Annotated in this window: 10 protein-coding genes; 2 read left to right on the top strand and 8 right to left on the bottom strand. The window is 40.5% G+C overall.

All coding sequences use genetic code 11. The features are described from left to right. The first annotated feature begins 228 nt into the window (after nucleotides 1-228). Nucleotides 229-2076 (top strand): ABC transporter ATP-binding protein, encoded by a 1848-nt coding sequence (locus AC1DP6_RS09510; protein WP_477054611.1) that lies wholly within the window; start codon nucleotides 229-231, stop codon nucleotides 2074-2076. A gap of 119 nt (nucleotides 2077-2195) precedes the next feature. Here AC1DP6_RS09510 and AC1DP6_RS09505 read toward each other — a convergent pair whose 3' ends face one another. From AC1DP6_RS09505 to AC1DP6_RS09485, 5 genes are all read right to left on the bottom strand, one after another. Further along, a complete protein-coding gene (locus tag AC1DP6_RS09505) occupies nucleotides 2196-3674 on the bottom strand; it encodes a TlpA family protein disulfide reductase (RefSeq protein ID WP_477054610.1) in 1479 nt (492 codons plus the stop codon). 10 nt (nucleotides 3675-3684) lie between these two features. Continuing rightward, nucleotides 3685-5061: a RagB/SusD family nutrient uptake outer membrane protein gene (locus AC1DP6_RS09500; RefSeq protein ID WP_477054609.1), complete on the bottom strand. Its 1377-nt coding sequence runs from the start codon at nucleotides 5059-5061 to the stop codon at nucleotides 3685-3687. 20 nt (nucleotides 5062-5081) lie between these two features. Beyond that, entirely contained in the window at nucleotides 5082-8612 is a 3531-nt protein-coding gene (locus AC1DP6_RS09495; protein ID WP_477054608.1) for a SusC/RagA family TonB-linked outer membrane protein, read from the bottom strand. A gap of 93 nt (nucleotides 8613-8705) precedes the next feature. Then, the gene (locus AC1DP6_RS09490) at nucleotides 8706-9833 is read right to left on the bottom strand and encodes a FecR family protein (protein WP_477054607.1); all 1128 of its coding nucleotides are present in this window, start codon (nucleotides 9831-9833) and stop codon (nucleotides 8706-8708) included. Between the two features lie 49 nt (nucleotides 9834-9882). Further along, nucleotides 9883-10425 carry an RNA polymerase sigma-70 factor gene (locus tag AC1DP6_RS09485; RefSeq protein WP_477054606.1) on the bottom strand — a complete coding sequence of 181 codons (543 nt, stop codon included), beginning with the start codon at nucleotides 10423-10425 and terminating at the stop codon, nucleotides 9883-9885. Nucleotides 10426-10639: 214 nt separating this feature from the next. Between AC1DP6_RS09485 and AC1DP6_RS09480 the strand changes: the two genes are divergently transcribed. Continuing rightward, nucleotides 10640-11374 (top strand): HNH endonuclease, encoded by a 735-nt coding sequence (locus AC1DP6_RS09480; protein ID WP_477054605.1) that lies wholly within the window; start codon nucleotides 10640-10642, stop codon nucleotides 11372-11374. 5 nt (nucleotides 11375-11379) lie between these two features. Here AC1DP6_RS09480 and AC1DP6_RS09475 read toward each other — a convergent pair whose 3' ends face one another. From AC1DP6_RS09475 to AC1DP6_RS09465, 3 genes are read right to left on the bottom strand one after another with little or no spacing between them, the layout of a single operon-like run. Next, nucleotides 11380-12516, bottom strand: a complete 1137-nt coding sequence (locus AC1DP6_RS09475) for a DNA cytosine methyltransferase (protein ID WP_477054604.1) — start codon at nucleotides 12514-12516, stop codon at nucleotides 11380-11382. Continuing rightward, on the bottom strand, nucleotides 12509-13597 hold the full coding sequence (locus AC1DP6_RS09470; protein ID WP_477054603.1) for a PD-(D/E)XK nuclease family protein: 1089 nt from the start codon (nucleotides 13595-13597) through the stop codon (nucleotides 12509-12511). The genes AC1DP6_RS09475 and AC1DP6_RS09470 overlap by 8 nt, the downstream gene beginning before the upstream one ends. Then, entirely contained in the window at nucleotides 13594-19707 is a 6114-nt protein-coding gene (locus tag AC1DP6_RS09465) for a DEAD/DEAH box helicase (RefSeq protein WP_477054602.1), read from the bottom strand. The genes AC1DP6_RS09470 and AC1DP6_RS09465 overlap by 4 nt, the downstream gene beginning before the upstream one ends. Nucleotides 19708-19710: the final 3 nt, after the last annotated feature.

Genomic DNA, 19710 nt, shown 5'->3' with positions numbered 1-19710 from the left:
TCATAGTAAACCCGATTTTTTCACATGAACTCAAATGTAAAGAAAAAACTTAGCAAGCTGGTAAACTCCAGGTTCTAAAAAGCATATGATGATCAGGAAAAATAGTCCGTTGCAACCGGAGATTAATAATCTGAAAAACACTGGAAAGTATAAATCGAATGCGGTCGCTCTCTCCAAACCAGCATGCGGCTTTCAGGTTTGGAGAAACAATTTTCGTAAATTACTTGCATGAGCGCAATGGGAAGCCCAAGAAAAAAACGTTCCGGCAAGGACGAAAAATTAACCTTTAAAGAGCGCCTGGCAGCGTTACGCAACCTACCGGCATTCTTCCGCATGGTATGGCAAACGAGTCCTGGTCTTACGATAGCCAACAGTGTACTTAGAGTGGCGCAATCCGCCATGCCATTATCCTTACTTTATGTAGGTAAACTAATCATAGACCAGGTAGTACAGTTAAATAAAGATCCCCATCATTCCAGCACCTGGCTTTGGCAGCTGGTGGCGTTTGAATTCGGGCTGGCGATTATTTCAGATGCTTTGAGTCGTGCGATTTCACTGTTGGATGGATTGCTCGGTGATCTTTTCGCCAACCATACTTCCGTAAAAATCATGGAACATGCTGCCACACTGGATCTCGACCAGTTTGAAGATGCGGAATTTTATGATAAACTGGAGCGTGCGCGTCAACAAACTTCCGGGCGAACGGTGCTGCTGGCACAGGTATTAAGCCAGGTCCAGGACATGATTACTATTGTTTTCCTGGCAGCGGGGTTGGTGTTATTTAATCCGTGGCTGATATTATTGTTGCTGCTTGCCGTGATACCCGCGTTTTTAAATGAGTCGCATTTCAATGATCTGTATTATAAATTAGCCTGGGGGCAAACTTCCGACAGGCGCGAGCTGGACTATATCCGCTACCTCGGCGCCAGCGACGAAACGGCGAAAGAGGTGAAAGTATTTGATCTTTCCAATTTCCTGATCAACCGGTTCCGGGCGATCTCCGATAAGTTTTATACTGATAAAAAAGTGCTGCAGGTAAGGGAGTCTGTCTGGGGAACCGCGTTTGCCGTATTAGGTGCTGGCGGCTACTATGCCGCCTATGTGATCATTATTATGCAAACCATCAGCGGACATCTCAGCATTGGTGACCTGGCTTTCCTGGCAGGATCATTCCGACAGCTGCGATCAACCTTCCAGGGGATACTCATCCGCTTTTCCTCGCTTACACAGGGTGCCTTATACCTGCGTGATCTGTTTGAATATTTTGAGATACAACCTAAGATGGTGGCGCCGATTCATCCGCGGACCTTTCCGAAACCTATACAACAGGGATTTACTTTTGAAGATGTAGGTTTTAAATATATCAACTCCGATAAATGGGCCATCCGTCATTTGAACTTCACCTTGCATGCCGGTGAAAAGCTGGCGCTGGTAGGGGAGAACGGAGCAGGGAAAACCACACTGGTGAAGCTACTCTCTCGTTTATACGATCCAGTGGAAGGCCGGATTTTATTAGATGGCGTAGACTTACGCGAATATGATTTGAAAGAATTACGTACACAGGTAGGCGTTATATTCCAGGATTTCCAGCGTTACCAGATGACGGTATCTCAGAATATTGCAGTGGGCAATATAGCGCAAAGCAGCAACCAGCCAATGATTGAAGATGCGGCTAAACAAAGTCTTGCTTATCCGCTTATAGAAAAAATGCCTTTGGGATATGAGCAGATGCTTGGACGTCGCTTCAACCAGGGCATAGAACTTTCCGGTGGTGAGTGGCAGAAGATAGCACTGGCGCGGGCTTACATGAAAGATGCCCAGCTGTTGATATTAGATGAGCCCACTTCCGCACTGGATGCACGCGCAGAATACAATGTATTCCTGCGTTTTGCAGATCTCACCAAGGATAAAACGGCCGTATTGATTTCGCATCGGTTTTCTACTGTACGCATGGCCAATCGTATACTGGTACTGGAAAAGGGCGCGTTAGTAGAAATCGGCAGTCACGAACAGCTGCTGGCAAAGAAAGGACGTTATGCAGAGTTATTTGAATTGCAGGCGGCAGGGTATAAATAAGAAGAGGCCATCTCCTTATCTTGAGACAGCCTCCTCTTAAGAAAACCTATGGCGGAAAGAAGAGGTAATCCCCCTTTCAAGCAGGACGCAGGTGCGCCTGCTATATCCCTATCAACTGCTTATAAAAGTTTATTTATAGCAGCCTTCAGGATCTCTTCTGAACTGGGTCTTGGAGCATTGGCGGTAACTACTTTTCCTTCTTTGTCGAAGAGCAGGAAAGTAGGGTAGCCAGGAACCTGGTAATACTGCATAAAGGCTGTTTTTTCGCCGGAATACAGTTGTAAGGTTTGTTTATGGCCGGCCATTTCTATCCAGGTAACTTTATCTTTAGGTCTATCTGCCGAAATACCTAAAAACACTACTTCTTTACCTGCGTAGTCGGCTGCCATTTTCTCAAAGAGCGGTGCTTCCATGCGGCAAGGGCCGCACCAGGTAGTCCACACATCGATGTATACTACTTTTCCTTTGAGGTCGTTGAAATGCCAGATTTTGCCTTTATGATCTTCCAGGGCGAAATTGAGGCCGGGCGTGCCTGGTAACACATTACCCATGGTCACAATCAGTTGTTGCAAACGATTCTGGAGGGCGGTATCTTTCACCGGCAGGGCGGCATCAGCAGCCAGTTTGCGGGCAAGGGTCAGTTCCGAACTGGAATGGCTTTTTTGCACATAGGGGAAATACACATCCTTTACATACCAGTATTGCACCAGTTCTTTGAAGGGAGCATAAGTACTTAGCTGCAATGCTTTTTTTCCGAGGAAAGCAATTTTAGCGCTATCATTTGTGATAGCGGCACGCTCTTTTTTAAATTGTTGCTTGAGCATCCAATCGTATACAAAAAAGAATCCTGCTTTCACTTCACCCGGAAGAATATATGTTGTAAAAACAGGCTGGTTCAGCAGCCCAAAGGCCTTATCATCATAAGCCGCGCCTATCAGCGATGCAGGGATGGCAGGTACAATGTTATTTTCATCATAATACCACCAGCAATAGTAACGGTTATTGATCATGTTGAGAGCATGCAATGCCTTCAGATAATTATTATTACCGGCGATCTGCTGTGCCTTTGCATATGCATTATCCATTGCCTTCAGCTGTTGTTCCAGGAAAGGCTGAGACGCCTGTTTAGCATCAAAACTATCCGACATGGATTTTCCGTAAGCACTGGTAGTATACTCATACCAGGCCAGCGCGTTGTTCAGTGTACCCGCATGAGAGTGAAGTGTATCCATCATTATATCATGGACAGTAGTATCCTGATCATTAAACACGAGGCTTAAAGAGTCGCCGGGGTTCAGATAAACTTTTTGCGAAGCCATAGCAGATTCGCCGATCATTAATAAATTAATAATAACCGGTTCACTGATATCTGTTGTCCAGGTAATATGATCCAGGCTATCTAATGGCAGCATTGCCGCTGGTGGTGCTTTTCGCAACACCGCATTCTTTGCGGTCGATAATTGTTCGATCCGGAATTTTCCTTTTTTTTGAAAGGCTGTTAAAGTAAGACTACTTCTAACAGATTTATCTACCTTTTGTTGCGCAATTACTACCGATGAGGTAATCAATGCTATGAGAAAAAAGATGATCACTCGCATGATATATAATTTACCTTGGGTTTTGTTCCAGGTGGGTGGCGGAAGTTTCTTTTGCAGGAATAGGAAAAACGTATCGGTTATCTCCTGGCGACAACGTAAATGTTTCATTATTCAGTGTGCGCGTTAACGTTACAGCGTATTCCGGATCCACATTTAAACGTTTGAGATCCATGAGGCGGAGGTTCCTGAAGATCAGTTCTTTGCGACGCTCTTTCAGTACAATTTTCAGTGCTTCCTTTGGAGATGCAGCCGTTAGAGACTGAAAGGCATCTACTTCGAAACGATTTACCAGTAAGGTATTCAGATCGCCCATCGCTTTACCGGTTTCATTTTTACGCGCATAACATTCCGCCCGGATGAGATATAATTCTGCCACTGAAAATCCGGAAAAAGGATTCGGCACATTCGTACTGCCGCCATCGTTATAGCTACCGATAAACTGATAGTCGCCCTGATCCGGCATCTCTCTAAAAAACAAAGAAGTACGTAGATCATGGCTATCATAAAGCTGATAAGCATCAGGAGAGATAAAATTATTTTTCGCATATATCCCTGTAGTCGATGAAATAAAAATAACTTCCGGATTGCTCACAATGGTAACCGGAAATACCGCATCAAAAGGGCTGTTTTCCGGATCTACCTTGTTATAATCCAACAGGGTATTTTGGAGAGACAGGCCAGCAGTAGCCTGTTCCATGGCCCGATCGTAATCCCCTATCTGCAGGTAAATACGTGCTGCCAGCGCATGGGCTGCGGCGCGGGATGGTCTTGTTTTATACGTTGCTTTTACCGGCAATAGTTTTATAGCATCATTCACATCTATGAGTATCTGTGCATATACATCCTTTATACTATTACGTGTAACCGGCACCGTTACATCAGAAGATAAGCGAAGAGGTACACCTGGATCTTTATCTGCTGTAGCAGCGTTGTATTGTTTTGCAAAAGTATTCAACAGGTTAAAGTAGGCGTAAGCGCGATAAAAATCTGCTTCCCCTTCTACCTGGTTACGCGCTTCCGGCAATCCGGCCGGATTAGCTGCCAGACCTTCTTTGATGGTATTGGCGTAAAAAATTATTTTATATGGCGCACTCCAGTCCCGTATATCATCATCCGGAGCGAAGAGGTCTTTACTCCAGGTGTAGGTACGTTGAAAGTAATCCTGTGGTATATCTCCATATTGATCTTCCGTTAAAAACAAGTCATCCGTCATGATATCTCCTATGCCCGGTGTTAGCGTCATGGTCCACTGATCATCGAGCAGTAAACGAAAATCTTCCACGCCGTAAGGAATGAGTTTGTCTTTAGGCTGTATATCCAGGTAATCTTTACAACCTGCCAAAGCCGCCACTATAAAAGCAAATACTATATAAATACTCTTCTTCATTGCTTAATTGTTTGATGTGATCAGAAACCTACTTTGGCACCTATTGCCAGTGTGCGCACCGGCGGCATCACTGAAGAAAATGTTTGTGGTGCATAGTCCGGATCTATTCCATTTTTATTTGCGCTCCAGATAATACCCAGGTTGCTGGCTTGTGCATACAGGGTGATGCGGTTCACTGGCAACGAGGCTACTGTTTGCCGGGTGATGTCGTAACTTAATAATACATCCTGCAAGCGCACATGATCTGCTTTATTCACATTCACATCTGAATACTGGTACAAATCATTGTTCGTCCGATCCTGCGTCCTTACACCAGTAAAGGCCGGAATATTTGTTTTCGCTTCGTCACCGGCTTGTTTCCAGCGGTCCTTAAAGATATCCGGGCCGCGCTGGTACATAGCCGCCATGGTAAAATATCCCGGGTCGCTGCCACGGTAATAATGTCCCAGTTTATACAGGATATTCACCGTGAGACTCAGCTGCTTATAAGAGAAGGTATTGGCCACGCTGCCGAATACCGGTGGATTTACGGCACCCATGTATTTCATTTTATAAATGTTATCATAGATGCGTCCCGCCTCCAAACGATCCCTGATAGGTTTACCGTCAGGGCCTATGATGGAGGCGTTTCCTTTTGCATCCAGTCCACCCCATGGGTAAGCCCAGAGACCAAACAGGGGATATCCTTCCACTGGCAGATAAGTAGAACGATCATCATCATCGCGGCCGCCATATAACAGGAAGAGCGAAGGATTCATGCTACTGCCGGTATTATAAAACTTGGTCACCTTATCTTTTGCTACACTTACCATCAAGGTGGTGTTCCACCTGAAATTATTTGTGCTGATATTACGGGAGTCCAGCTTCAGCTCCCAACCATGGGTGCGCATCGCGGCAATGTTGCTGCTGATGCTATTAAAGCCAGTAGACGGCGCCAGGAAAGCACTTCCAAAAAGATCCTGGGCACGCTTGTTGAAATACTCCAACGATCCGCTCAGCGATTCGTGAAATAGTGCGAAGTCTACCCCAAGGTTTACTTGTCCTACTTTTTCCCAACGCAGGTTAGGATTAGCAGGATTAATAATATTCGCATACGGAATATAAGAAGTGGCATTTTCACCTGATGGCATGAGATTAGCCGTAGTATAAGCTGTAGCTGTTTTATTGATGTTACCGTTGAAACCATAGGTAACACGCAGCTTCAGCATATCCACCCAATCCGCATGAAAGAATTTTTCACGCTGCACCTGCCACGCAGCACCTACTGACCACAATGGATTCAGGCGACGATTGCGCTGTACGCCAAAAAGATTAGAGCCATCTACCCGGCCGCTGGCGGATAAGGTATAGCGATTAAGATAAGTGTAGGAAGCATTGCTAAAGTAAGAAATGAAACGATCTTTTATGTAAGTTACAGGGATACCTACGCCCATCGCACTACCAATAGAATTGGTGAAACCGAAATAGTTCGGGAATTGCGTGACCATGTCCACATCCGCAAATTGCAGCGTATGATCATTGTAACCGAAGAGGCGCTGCCGGTTTCCTTCTCTCAGAATTTCTCTTGACTCCGCGCCTGCAATAGCTGCCACTACATGCTTTTGGCGCCAGCTATGATTGAAATTTAACTGCCCCCGGAATGTTTGCGCCGTGAGATCATTCTTCACCAGCGTTAAAATATCTCCCAGCGGCAGATGCCGTACCAGCTCACCATCAGGCATCGTTTCTGAAAAGAGATTTACATTGTCTCTTACCATAAACGTGTTCTGATCCTGCAGATTTCTGTCTGATCCGTTATTCTTTTCCAGATTATATTTCAGATCCAGGTTTAAGCCTTTGGTGATTTCATAGTTAGCTCCCAGTCTAACGTTAACGGCCATACTTTTTACACGCCGATTCATTAGCTGGTACTCTGTAAGCGGGGAGTAGTCCATGTTCAGAAATCCCTGATCATATCCATGTTTCTTAAATGCATCATTATAAAACCACGGTACTTTCAACGCATTGCCGTTATCATCTACCAGCCTGGAGTAGGGGGAAGGGATCTGGGCACTTACATTTGTGGCACTACGTGATCCGCTGATGATATCGAAAGCAGAACTACCTGTTACGTCAAAAGGGTTGGTGGCATTGCCTTGAGATAGCTGTCCTGCGATGCTGAGTTCCAGCTTTTTTGTTACACGAACGGTGTTGCTGGTATTCAGCGTGAAGCGCTCATAGTCGTTGCCAACCATGTAGTTGGCATTTTTATCATATCCTGCAGATAGATAATACTGCATGTTTTCACCACCGCCACTCACATTCACCTGGTATTGCTGTGTTAAAGTGTTCCTGGTAAATAAGCGACTATAATCATCCAGGATATCAATATTATGGAGTGAGTTTACTTTTTGTGCAGCGATGTCGCTGCTGATCTTTCCGTCTTTTTCGTCTTTCCAGATCTGCACTGCTTCCGGGATAGGGAGCCTGCTGCCAACAGAAAACAGGTTATTAAACCTACCTGCTTTAAACAATATTTGTTGGGCATCTATATAATCACTGGTGCTCATTAAATGCAGCTGGCTGTAGTCAGGCTTCTTTCCAAAAACAATATTTGTTCTCGCTTCCACTGTAGGGCGCTGATTCAATTTACCCTGGCGGGTAGTGATCACAATCACCCCATTGGCTGCCCGAACACCCCAGATAGACGCCGCTGCTGCGTCTTTCAGGATGGTGATGCTTTCTACATCATCGGGATCGATGCTATTCAGATCACCTTCTATCGGGAAACCATTCACTACAATCAGGGGCTGATCTTCAGAGAACAAGGTACTGCGGCCGCGCAGGCTCAGCTTAGGCTTATCGGACGTCACACTTCTTGAAAAAGACAAGCCTGTACTGAGACCTTCGAGTTTATCGAGGATATTGGTGGTGATGCGTTTATCCAGCTGTGACTTATCTACCTGCGAAAAAGAGCCCGTAGCGCGTTCCTTCGGGAGCGTGATGTAACCCGTAGTGACCACTACTTCGCTGAGTTTCTTTTTATCTTCTTCCAGATAAATGATTTGTTCCTCTTCTCCTCTGATTTCTTTAGTAATATACCCCAGGAATGACACCTGTAACAGCGGGTGCTGCATCCCGGTAGTAATAGAAAACGCGCCGCTGCTATTGCTGGTAGCTCCTTTATCAGTACCCTTCACGCGGATAGTAGCGCCAATCAATGGCTGTTTATTATCCAACGACAATATCCGACCGCTGATGGCGTACGCTGTGTTGGCTGCTACCGGCTTAGGCGTTACTACAATCGTTTTATCCACTACCTTCCAGGTAAAAGGGATCTGGCTGAAACACTGCTGTAAAGCCGTTTCCAACGTTGCCTGCTTTACTGACAGGTTGATAGTCCCCGCTTTTTTTACCGACTCGTTATTATATAAAAACTCGTACCCGGTCTGTTGCTGAATAACGGCAAATGCTTTCTCTGCGGACACATTCTGCAGGCTCGCCGTGACTGACTGCGCGCATAGCGGCACTATATACTGCATACAAAGCAGTAATATGAACAATCGTTTCATTGACTACAAGAGATTTTGGCTCAGCGAGCATGACAATCGTCTACCCGTAACGTTCCGGGTATCATTCTGACAATTACACTGGTTGGTTGTTGATTAAAATGCTACGTTTATTTGTCTTCCACTCAATTTAAAGTTGGCTCCCCCAGTTTGATTTAATAGCTCCAGTACCTGTTCTATATTATCATAGCGCTTCATGGCGCCGGTGAAATGCTGGCTACCTGCTTTTCCTTTTGGATATACTGCCGTTACATCGTACCAGCGCTCTAACTGGTGCAATACAGTAGTGATATCATCATTCCTGAATACGAACATGTCTCTTTTCCAACCCGTCAATGCAGTGATATCCATTTGCTTCGTAGTGGTGTTCCCGTTACTCGTAACACCTACCCAGCCTGGCTGCAATATCGTTGTGTTTACTTTTATACTGCCACTGACTAAAGCCGTTTGCACTGCCGGCTCATTTTCATAGGCCATGATATTAAACTCCGTTCCCAATACCGCCACTTCTACCTTCCCGGCGGTGACGCTGAAAGGCTTCGCCGCATTAGCGGCCACCGCGAAGTAAGCTTCTCCCGTAAGATATACTCTCCGGTTGTTCTCCGTAAAATGTACCGGGAAACGCAATGACGACTCTGCATTCAGCCATACCTGGGTGCCGTCACTCAATGTAAGACTGTAATCCATTCCCCTTGGTATTTGCAGGGTATTATATACTAACGGTCCGCTGGCCTCTTTATACGCCAGCTTATTGCCCTGCTGCCGGATCTTTGCACCGCTTTGCTCTGTTAACAACGTGTCTTTAGTCCCGTTAAGAACAACCTCCTCTCCATTACCCATGATCAGCACCGGTCTTCCCTTCATCTGCTGCGTTTTCGCGATCACTGGCGTCAGTGGCTCCATACTATTAGTATACCACCACTTCGCGCCAATAGCCAACACAATCAATGCCATGGCCGCGGCCACCCGTCCCCACGGGACCATCCTTTTCACCATCACCTCTCCCTCAATACGATCCCAGGCCTGCTGCGGATGATATTTCCCCATTGCCTGCATCTCCTCCTTCAACACCTCCTCCTTACTCAATTCTTCAAACAATAACCTGTTACCCTCACTCTCAGCTATCCATGCCTCCAACTCCACGCTCTCTTCTTCAGATAACGTATTATCCCAATACTTCACTATTAACCGGGACGTGTGATACAGGTGGTTGTATGATTCCATGTGCTACTATATCTATAAACAATCTACTGATTGCAAATGGGTGAAAGACCTAAAAATATTTTTCTGAAACGAGGAGACATAATGCAAGAAAGGCTTCCGGCTTTAATCTTAGCTTTAATAACTCTAATGCCCTGGCTTTTTGCGTTTTTACCGTATTAATGGAAATCTTCAACTCATCAGCGATTTCCTGGTTTTTTAACCCCTCCAGGTAACTGAGCTTGAAAACATTACGGCAACCTTCCGGCAAAGAGGCAATCGCTCTATACACTTCTCCCCATACTTCCGCTTTGAGCACGGCAGCTTCTTCTGCCACCTCCGTCTGCGTTTGCGCGAATTTCTTTACCACCTTTTGGTGCTTAAGGTGATTAAGACAAGCGTTTCTTACCATCACATACAGAAATGTTTTAATGGCTTTTAGATCTTTTACATCCGCATTGTGTTGCCAGAATTTGATGAAAGCTTCCTGGACGATGTCTTCTGCAGCGGCGGAATCGGCGATGATTTGATCAGCGAAACGGCATAGGCGCAGGTATAGCAGGTCAAATAATGACTTTAGTTGGTGATGGGAGAGTTGTGGATCGCCGGTATGCATTGGGGTAAATTTAGGGAGAATAGGGGGGATTTGCAATTGTGGGGATCTCGGTGGTATTTTTTATATTTGTTTATCATTTTGAGATTTGACTCGAAGTAATGACTTTATCATTTTCAAATTGATTAGACCCATTCGTGTAATACGTTATTTACATTTGAAACCCGGAGTATCATTTTCTAGGCTTACGTACTGTACCAATAAACATCGTAGTGATATGAAACGCAATCCAAAGTGGCATAGAGATGAAATCTTGCTTGCGCTCCATCTGTATCTTTCACCAGATAGAGGCAGTATCGATAAAAAGAATCCCAAGGTGATAGCATTAAGTAAATTGTTGAATGACCTTCCGATTATATCAAATAGACCAGATCAAGAAAAATTCAGGAATGCAAATGGTGTAGCTCTCAAACTAAGTAATTTTTTACCTTTCGATAAGAAGAATTACCATGGCAAGGGTATGACCAGAGGCTCTAAGCTGGATAAAGAAATATTCGAGGAATATTTTGAGAAAAGAGATCAACTAAATAATATCGTTAAAGAGATCATTAATATTACAAATAGTGAGGAGATAAAAGAGGAAATATTACATATCGAAGAAGATGAACAAACCTTAGAAGACTCCGTAGAAGAAGGTACTATATTGTATAAACTTCATAAGTTTAGAGAAAGATCTCCCCAAATTGTTAAACGTAAAAAGGAAGATATACTGGAGAAAAAAGGGAGGCTTCTGTGTGAAGTATGTGGTTTTGATTTTCATAGCTCCTACGGAGATCTTGGAAAAGGATTTATTGAATGTCACCATCGCGTCCCCCTATCTAATATTAAAACGTCTCGAAGAACAAGTCTAAACGATTTAGCCCTTGTATGCTCAAACTGTCATCGCATGTTGCACAAGAATATGGCTAAAACCTCAATAGAGAGATTAAAGGAAATAGTTAATTCGTTGTAATCTATCTAGTCTAAAATCGTCAAATCATTAATAAATCCTTTCAAATTAGTCGCCAATGCTAAAGCTAAAGGAGTTGGAACACCATTTCCAATCATTTTAAATTTTTTTGATAGTAAACCTTTGGTCGTTAATACATAACAATCCTCCACACCTTGAATTCGTAATGTTTCACGAACAGACAAACGCCTATGCTGGTATGGATGCAGATGTACTTCATTATTCCCGTAGCAAGCAGTAGGGCTATACCTATACCTATGGAGTCTTTTGAAAGACCTCCGGCTTGTCTCGCCTTCCTTTATTCCCCTTAGTCTTCTTTTATCTCCTTTCAAATTAAAATATTCATTTGCATTGGGAATATTATTTTCTGTACCCTCTTTTACCAAACAAGATTCAACACAAAGACTCAATGGGATCCCTTCAGGCTCTTCAACCTTTGAACCAAATGAAACTGATTCAGGCCAATTATAAAGCTCTTGCGGATTTTTAAATTTAGTATTCCTATGAAAAGGAAACCATTTGCCATCTTCATTATGATTTATATTTCCTAAGTCAAACATCTTTTTCAAGATTCCAACTACAAAAATCCTTTCACGCGATTGAGGCACCCCGTATTCCAAGCTATTTAAGACATCCCAATCAATCAAGAAATCATCCTTCATTATTCTTAGTAAATCAAAGAAATGTTCTGCATTTTTCTTTATTTTTATCAATCCTGTCACATTTTCCATTACAAAAAAAGCAGGTTGAAGTTCAAGGATTTTATACAAATAGGCATCTGTTAAAGAACCTCTAGCACCCTTAAAACCATTCAAATTACCATTTACGCTAAAGTCTTGGCATGGAGGTCCCCCTATTATTCCGAATGGCCTTTTGCCCTCTTTTCCAAAGGCCTCTGCAATTATTTGCGCTGGAGGTATCAATTTTATAGACTTTGTATTGGAAATAGAATATTCAATACCATCTTCTCCTAACCCAATTCCATTCTTCCACGATGTTATTCCTTGTTTATAAAAATCAGCGAATCTTAAATCAACTTCATTTGTCCAGATTATATCAAATCCAGCTTTAATAAATCCCATATCCATTAAGCCCCCTCCAGAAAAGAAGGACAATATTGGAAACTCATGATTGTTCTTAGGCATATATAACTGTAAAATTATTTGAGGTCGCGTTTAATGATTTACTATTCTTAACCAAATTAAAAAGCTTAATTTCTTTGCCTAATAACTTTGCAAAAAATCCTCTCATCTGAACCGAAAAACCATTTACGAAAAATCTAGCATCATCTGCGATAAGCTCAACCCCTAAAGTGCCATTTCCAAACACATTAATGTCCATAAGTATGCCTGCCAAATCTCTTGTCTGAGCGTAATTTACTTTATGCCAATTGCTATAATAAATACAAGCAGGTCTACAAGAGCATGATCTACAATTGGTAGCATTACAAACAGCAAGCTTATCAAAATCACCATCAGATATAATCTTATTAATCGACGATAGTGTTGTGATTGCATCAGAATATATTCTCTCGCACTCCTCAAAAGTAAAAATAATTTCTATATATAAATTAGCTATTGTAACGATATACAAATCTCTAGGAAATAATCCATTCATATCGTAAAATAAATAGGCATATAGCTTTAGTTGAAGTTCATACTCCCTTTTAATGATAGTAATTGGATCCCCTTCATCACCAGGTTGAATCTCRTATATGTTTCCTGACTTAAAATCAGCAATAGATATATAGTCGCCATCTTGCGTTATTAAATCAGCAGTTCCTGTAATTGTTTTATCTTTATTTGTTAATGCTACTTCCGAAAGGTACTTTCTTGCCGTCGAAGTAAATGATTTATGTACTAATCGTTTACCTTTAATGAGATTCTTAACTTGAAGCTTCTTTAATGCAAAATCATTAGCAAAATGTTTTAGTGGCACTAAATGCGATAGTCCCAAAGCTTTCAATTCATCTTCTTTTCTTTCTATTTCCAATTTCCAATAAAATTCAAATTGCTCATTGTTCTCAATAACATTTTTTGATATTAACTCAATAACTTTATGCAATACGCTACCCAAATAAGCGCTAGGACTATTAGGCAGGAGATGTTTACGACTCAATGAATTTGCCAATACCTGTTTGTAAGGACACTGAGTAACTGAATAATATTGACTGGCCGATAGCCTCGCTAACGGAAGAATCTTAAATGAAGGTATGCTATAGATCATTTATTCATTATTTTTTGATAACACCACCCAATTCGTCTTTGAAGATTAAACGTATCCAAGCATTCAAAATCATCTTCAGAAATTCCACCTTTACTAGAAATATATTCGTGAGCTTCTGCCATACCAACAGTATACCATGCGTCTTCTTCCGGCTTCTCCAGATTCCAAAATGGATGAACAATCAAAATCACCTTCCTTCTCCCACGCTTAGGAGATCCATGTTTAATGGCAGGAATTCCATTAAAATCAATAACAAATTCCTCTTTGCTAGATGAGCTAGTAACAAAAAAACTCTCAATAAATTGATCTCTTAAAGAGAAAGCTGTTTCTAGCCAATCTTTCAATTCAGTATAATCAACAAATCGACCATCCGCCCCCGATTTATAACTTCCATTTTTAATCAGCTGCAGTATACCAAGACCTAGTCTCCAATCTAATAAACTGTGCCAATTCATATTCCTGTATACCTTCAAACAATCATAACAAGCGTCTTCACAGCTAGCTCTATGAGAGACTGAATGAATCTTTTGAATATATGATCCTACTCCTCGAGGTGCTAAAGTTTCATCCAGTATTTCACTAAAATTATTGTATAAATGTCTCACAAAACCAGAACCGTTTGGTAGCTCATCTGTCATTATTATTTCTGCAACATTCTTTTTAATAGTATCAAATATTTCAACTTTTGTTATGTCTGCAATTTCCACCTCTGTTGGATCTATATCTAAAGAATCAGCAAGCACTCTTTGCAAAATAAATGCCGCCGAATAGAATCCAGCTCTAACTCCAAGGCTTTGCCGATCTATGTAGTTAGGATTTTCAGATAATTTAAACATATCCAAGTTAAGCTCCTGCGGAACTGAAATGGGAAAGATCTTCAAAATTTCAGTTTTCTTATTAATTGCAATTGCTAATGGCTCCTCAGAGAATCCCTTTGAGAAGAGTACTCGATTATCATTAGATGGCGTGGAGGGAGAGTTTAAGCCATCAGCAACCCACTGATTATAAAAATAATGAGTTTGCTTAGATTCATTATTATAATTGGTTATATCGCAATAACTTCCTTTATATAGTTTATCTCCATTTGAGTTTACGCGCCAGGTAACATCTTTATCAGAAATCACAATTTTGCAATTCGCCCAATATAATTCATTCCGCTTTGAGTCATCATCTGTGGAATGATCAGCATAGATGGGAGGTCTATTAGTAATAAACTCCGATTCATCTTTTGAATCTGTCCCCAGGAGGAGATTTGTTCTATAAGATTTTGGAGATTTAATAACAAAGACACTATAAGTACTTGCCTCTGGATTTCCGCAGTACGGACATTGAGCATTAGTAGGTTTAGTACTCTCTCCATAAGTCTTATTATACCCACATTTCTTACACCTTTCCATCCATCTGCTCAGATAAAAGGGAGAATTTCCGGTTTTATCATCCACTTTGTTAGTAACAAATTTACTCCCAGTTTTTGACCTCCTTTCTATCATTTCACTCGTAAATCCTATTGATTGATATATAGCTTTATCTTTTGTCTTTTGAGCCATAGGCGCAAATTCGTAAATAGCCATTGCTTGAGGTCTGTCTATTTTTAGAATCGAGTTATCTCTTGCAATCCCGTGATATAAGTTCTTAACATCCGTAGGCATTCCAAACATAGGCAAGATGCCACTTTCAGCAAACTTTTGAGAAATATCATCAGTCGGTATTTCAGAATTATCTATGACTGTTTGAAGTCTAGATATAAATCCTTTACCCGTTTCTGTATCACTAAAATATGAATGAAGATCTTCTGCTACAGCTAGCAACTGAATTGGCAGTAATGTATTAATAATTGAGTCAATCTCAAATCCATTTGAACTAATCCACGTAACTAGTTTCTCTTTATAATTACTCCAATTATGGACCTTTCCAAATACACCGTGTATACTAGACTTATCTTCATCATTATTCTCATTTACATCTATAGTCTTAAATGCCTGTCTTAAGATCTCTTTAGTTATTAATCTTAAGCATATTCGCTCCTGCTTCATGGTCAAGAAGGGAGTAGGCGGCCTATCTCCTGTTATTCTTTGAGGATTTGAAAAATAAAATTCATCATGACTTCGACCTCTACAAAAGGTCAAAACAACTGAATACGCTTGCCCCCTTCTCCCAGCTCTTCCAACCCTTTGTTGATAGTTAAATCTTTGTGGGGGCATATTTGCAAGCATAACTGCTTGCAGTGCACCAATGTCTACCCCAACTTCGAGAGTCGTTGTAACACTTAATAAGTCAATACGCTTAACCAATGCATTTCCTTCATTTGGTAATACAACATTTCTAAAGTGCCGTTGTCTTTGAAATTGATTATCTGTTTGACCAGTAAGTTCTTCGCAATGAAGCCTTATCGGCTGTCTATTCAATTTTATTGCCGTGTATGAAATATAGTTTTTATCCCAAATATCTTCGCATTTTATGTTACTATCTTTGTCCAAATGCTTCTTTGTTTGAGTACAAAATCCTCCTGAAAAGTGTAAGTGCGCCCTCTTCCCTTTAGAAGTAATCCAAACTTTATCTGTAGCTATAGATACTTTTATATACAAATCCTGAAATTGGAGACCTGTATCACTTCTAAGTATACGCAAAGAGGTTAGTAGATTAAAAACATTTTGCCCAATTTGAATAGGATCAATACCAAGTGAATTGCCCACCTGCCAGATATAGTCCCTTAATAAAATGGGAAGATTTTTATACTCAACTATTTGCAATGGGAAATTTTCATCATCAATTTGATTGTGCTTATACTTATCCCCTAATATCCTTATTGACGAATTAACAATATCAAGAAAATCATTCTTTCTAAGACCTGCTTTATCAGCGTATTCTTGCAACTTATCCGTTTCAGGATTAATTGTTAAAAACCCTAAAGCGGAGCTTTCAAACGAATAGAATAGCGATGCAAAAAACATCGTAGCCAGTTTACTAAAAGTTCCTTTCTTAATTTCTTGCACAAAATTTGGATCAACACCATCTATCCACTTCATATTTTCAAAGTCAACTACATCATACCACTTAATAACGCTATTATTATGCAGGGCTGTTTGTAACCGGATATCATTCCCTCCTGGATTAATTCCTAATTCAACAAGTTTTTTTATTAAAGGCGCCAGATCTTGACCACTTGTATACTCCACCAAGTCTCTCACTCTTATTATTCGGGCCTCAATTTCTTTAATCTGTTTTAATGCAACATTCTTTCTATCTGTTGATTTAGGAGTGGTACTCTTTGTATTAGCATCTTCCCAAATCTCCTCTACTTCAGCTACCAAATTCGAATATGTAGATCTGAACTCATCAACCTTAACTCCATCTCCACCTTTAAAAGCTGTCAAGATTTTAAGTTTCGTTATTAGACTATAATTGAGTTCTTTAATTAATAACTCCCTTAATAAATCTATAAAATGGTTTCTTTCAATCCCATTGGCAACTTGAGCTGAATCTTCTCGACTATCAGAAAACACTACCAACTTCCTTTCTTCAGGATTATTGGGTAATTGATACAACAGTTCCTTTGCAAACATTTGGCTAGACTTCGCGAAACCTGTACGAAATCCTCTTATAGGAGATATTTTAATTTTGGGAGAGTCATTATTCCACTTACTATGATTAATCCCACAAGCAGGGCAAACACATGGAGTTGCCTTATGAGTCCCTTCATTACTGCTATTTCTATTATAAGCAATATCCAAATTCGGCTGATTAAGGGATACTATTTTAAAATAGTATCCCTTAATCCAATTATTAGGTTCTTCAATAAATTTTGTGTGCTGCTCCTTAACGTCTCCCGAATAAATATTAATACATGCAGGCACCCATTGAGCTCTAAACAGAACTTGATCTATGGAAGTGCCAACTGTAGTTTGATGCCAATATTTCTGTGGCTTCTCATGAGGCTCAAAATCTTGTTTACCCATTGGCCAAAAAACGGCATAATCCTGGTAAGTTCTTCTCTCAAGCAATTTGTGTGGCGTTTTTTCAGGTATTCCCTCAATATTGGGGCTGAGCGGCAACAATTCAAAGGTTGAATCATCAACTCTTAATCTACTACCACCAAACAAAGTTGTACCGCAACTATCACAATATAGCAATTCCAATACCCGATAACCTTTATTTGACTTTATTTGTGCTTGCGGATACAAGCGTCCTACCGTACGCAATTCATCATTATATTTCTTATCATTATCATCCGGTTTCAACGATCCCCAAAGGCCTTCGATATTTCTAAAGAAAAAATGAAATCTAAACCTAGGTAGCTTTGATTGAATATTTTCCCCTTCAATTGATTGATAAATAGGCATATCATAAAGGGAGCGCAAAATAAAAAGACCTCCCAAAGCATCTCGAAGATCTTCGTTAGAAGATGTATTACCAAAGATACTTTCAGATAAAATATTCGTTGATTCATTGTCCCCATTAGCTCTAATAGAACATACTGCCCTCTCATTATTCTCAATTAAACAAGCCTTATATAGGCGTTCTCGTAATCTTAGCTTTCTATCAACCAATACTCTCAGAAGCAATGAGATCTCATCAGGATCATCAATAGAGAGCATCGAAAACTTCATCAATTCATGCGCAGAAGAGTAACATGCTTGTTTAAAACCATCACTATTTAAATCTTCACAGTTATCATAATAAGCATCTTTTATCGCTTTAAAAGGAGAAACAGGCAACAGTAATGATTGATTATTAGATAATTTTTCAATTGGATTATTAACACCTACTATTATTTCAAATGATTCTTTGACATTTGTAACCCCAAAAAAATCCTGAATAAACTCCAGGCTTTTTTCATCTTCACTATCTAAAGATGCTGAGGATGCAAGTATCTTCAATTGCTCGTGTCCAGGATGAAGACCCAATCTACTTAGTATAAGCTTCAATAGATACGCGACTTCTGTTCCTTGTGTTCCTCTGTAAAGATGTAATTCGTCAATAATTAAATGAAATATTCTGTTCTTTCTTTCTTCTACTTTTTGCTCCGTCGATAATTCGATTGAAAATTCATCCTCACAATACAGCCAATCTTTAGTCTTGTTAAAAATGCCATCGTCAACATCACGCATTAACATAATACTCAACATTGAGTAATTAGTGATCATTATATCCGGTGGCGCTACTTGCATATCAAAACGACACCTCATTTCAGCACCATCTAATCGTGGAAAAAAAGAAAGCAAATCCTCTCTACTTGTAGAAGTATGATTACCTGAATTAAAAAAATCAATTACATTACTAGACTCATTATCAACCTTTTTTAATTCTTCTCGCAATTGCCCAATCTTAAATTTGTTAATCGCTTTAGATCCATCATCCTTAAAATAAAATAATTCGCCAGAGGTAGGAGTATTACCATTATAACGTCCAAAATATATAGCATTATTCTTTGCATTTTCTTTAAGCCAAGCTCTCGTATTGTCAGAATCTAGAGATTTTCTCAATCTCGTAAGTTGATCTTCCACTAACGCATTCATTGGATATAAAATTAGCGCTCTGACGGCCTGAGGCCTGTTATCTCCAGGCCTTTGTCTAACATTGATGGATAGTTCATAATCTAAATCAGGTGATACGATATCTTTGTCCTTCAAACTTTCATTATTCCACCATTTGTTACTATTGCAACCTTTAGAATTTCCCCAACTAGCTAATTCCTTACTTAACTGCGCAAACAGTGGCAGCAAAAAAGACTCTGTTTTACCGGATCCGGTACCAGAAGTAATAATACAGTGTTTTCCTCCCATTACTTTTCTTAACATTTCTGCTTGATGAAAGTGTAGTGGGTAGGAATCTGAAAATAATCCGGTTTTAACAAGCCCTTTAAATAAGTCGAGTTCGTAATCATTTAAAGCATCTCCCAGATCCTCTTTACTTAAGGATGAGATATACTTTCCACTTGACTTATAATCTGGAAGAGGTTCGATCCACGGCTCCCGATACAATACTTTATCTCTATTCAATATATCTCTTCGCTCTTTATCAACACTATCAAACTTAGTGTCAAATGCAGTTTCTACATATCTGATAAAATTATCCTTTATGATATCGAATGAGTAAATGGGATTACGCATGAT

The organism is Chitinophaga sp. 01L420 (genome assembly GCF_056399985.1).
The sequence above is the reverse complement of the archived record's forward strand: the minus strand, read 5'-3'. Positions and strand labels throughout refer to the sequence as shown.